Here is a 2,346-nt window from a genome sequence, read left to right on the forward strand (position 1 = left end):
TACTTCCTCTCCGCCGGTCTGCTGCTCTCGGCAGGCATCATGTTCATGATGGGGACCATGCACTGGGCTACCTCCAGCATTGGCATCATGTTCGTGCTCCTGTTCCTGAACGGCTGGGCACAGGGCATGGGCTGGCCCCCCTGCGGTCGCACCATGGTGCACTGGTGGTCGCAGAAGGAGCGGGGTGAGATCGTCTCGGTCTGGAACGTGGCCCACAACGTGGGCGGCGGCATGATAGGCCCCCTGTTCATCCTCGGCATGGGCTGGTTCAACGACTGGCGCAGCGCCTTCTATGTGCCTGCGGCGGCGGCGGCGGCCATCGCGGTGATCGCCTTCTTCGTGATGCGCGATACCCCGCAATCGGTCGGTCTGCCCCCCATCGAGGAGTACAAGAACGACTACCCGAAGGATTACAACGAAAGCCACGAGCAGGAGTTCTCCGCCAAGGAGATCTTCATGAAGTACGTGCTGCACAACAAGCTGCTCTGGTACATCGCCATCGCCAACGCCTTCGTCTACCTCATCCGTTACGGCGTGCTGGACTGGGCGCCCACCTATCTGAAAGAGGCCAAGGACTTCAGCGTGGATCACTCCTCCTGGGCCTACTTCCTCTATGAGTGGGCGGGGATACCGGGCACCCTGCTGTGCGGCTGGATCTCCGACAAGATGTTCAAGGGCCGCCGCGCCCCGGCAGGCATCCTGTTCATGGTGCTGGTGACCCTTTCCGTGCTGGTCTACTGGTTCAACCCGGCGGGCAACCCGACCATCGACATGATGGCCCTGGTCGCCATCGGCTTCCTCATCTATGGCCCCGTCATGCTGATCGGCCTCTACGCCCTGGAGCTGGCGCCCAAGAAGGCGGCCGGTACCGCGGCGGGCTTCACCGGCCTGTTCGGTTATCTGGGTGGCGCGGTCGCGGCCAACGCCATGCTGGGCTATACCGTTGACCACTTCGGCTGGGACGGCGGCTTCATGGTGCTCACCGTCTCCTGCGTGCTCTCCATCATCCTGCTGGCCATGACCCTCAAGCACGAGAACGAGTCGATTGCCGCCAAGGCGGCTGCCCATAAGGCATAAAACGTGATCCTGCCCTTATCGATTGGAAAAGGGATCAGGTACACTGCCAAAGGCCCCGCACCTGCCGGGGCCTTTTTTCGTCTCATCTGCGGAGTGCAAGCGTGAAGCAAACCCAACGACATCTGGAGATCCTGGACGTCCTGACCCGGCAGGGTTTCGTCTCGACCGACGATCTGGTGACCCATTTTGACGTCAGCCCCCAGACCATTCGCCGGGATCTCAACGATCTCGCCGAACAGAACAAGATCCGGCGCCATCACGGCGGGGCCTCACTGCATTCGAGCACCGTCAACACCGCCTACAGTGCCCGCAAGGTGATGCAGCTCAAGGAGAAGGAGCGCATCGCCCGGGAAGTTGCCGCCAACATCCCCGACGGCTCGTCGCTCTTTATCGACATCGGCACCACCACCGAGGCCATCGCCCGGGCCCTGCTCGACCACCGGGAGCTGCGCGTGGTCACCAACAACCTGAACGTCGCCAGCATCCTGACCGCCAAGGATGACTTCACCGTCATCATCGCCGGCGGTGAAATTCGCAACCGGGATGGCGGCATTGTCGGGGAGGCGACCCGCGACTTCATCGGCCAGTTTCGCATGGACTACGGCGTCATCGGCATCTCGGGCATCGACAGCGACGGCTCCCTGCTCGATTTCGACTATCACGAGGTGAAGATCGCTCAGGCCATCATCGCCCACTCCCGCCAGGTGTTCCTGGCCGCCGACCACACCAAGTTTGGCCGCAACGCCATGGTCAACCTCGGCAACCTCAACCAGATCCACGCCCTGTTCACGGATCAGGAGCCGCCGGAGAAGCTGATGCGACTGATGTCCCAGCATCAGATCGCCTGCCATATCTGCTGAGCTTCCCCGCACAGGTATCAGGCCGCCTTGGGGCGGCCGCTTTTTTCCTGCCCCCTCCCGGCCTGCGGCGTCTCCCTTGCGGCGCCTAAGCGGCCAGTTCCTGGCGCTGACACACCTTCTTTGACCCCTGATGTTGCCCCCGCACTCGGGCGCCAGGTTTGCACCGACGCTAGGCGCCAGCGAGGAATTCACGCCATCGCCTTCATCACCTTGCCCCATGGGCACCCCCATCCGGCACTCTTTGTTCTCCTCCCTGCCCGAAATGGCTGTTTCCGGCAGACCTTAGCCTTGCCAGGCCGTCACCGACTGGCAGCATTTTTAGCATTGTGAAAACAATCGCGATCACATTTCTCTCACGAAATGTTCGTTTATTGGTTTTTCATGTTCTAATATGAGCGAAATCAAACAT

The 2,346-nt window shown here is 61.4% G+C and carries 2 protein-coding genes; both read left to right on the forward strand.

From position 1 onward, the window contains the following. The coding region (locus tag J9889_RS19515; RefSeq protein ID WP_210557774.1) for an MFS transporter at window positions 1-1,077 on the forward strand (1,077 nt) is incomplete at its 5' end. Window positions 1,078-1,178: 101 nt separating this feature from the next. After that, a complete protein-coding gene (locus J9889_RS19520; protein WP_010674233.1) occupies window positions 1,179-1,937 on the forward strand; it encodes a DeoR/GlpR family transcriptional regulator in 759 nt (252 codons plus the stop codon). Window positions 1,938-2,346 lie beyond the last annotated feature (409 nt).

The organism is Aeromonas sp. PrichA-15, assembly GCF_017939245.1.
Taxonomy (GTDB): Bacteria; Pseudomonadota; Gammaproteobacteria; order Enterobacterales; family Aeromonadaceae; genus Aeromonas; species Aeromonas caviae.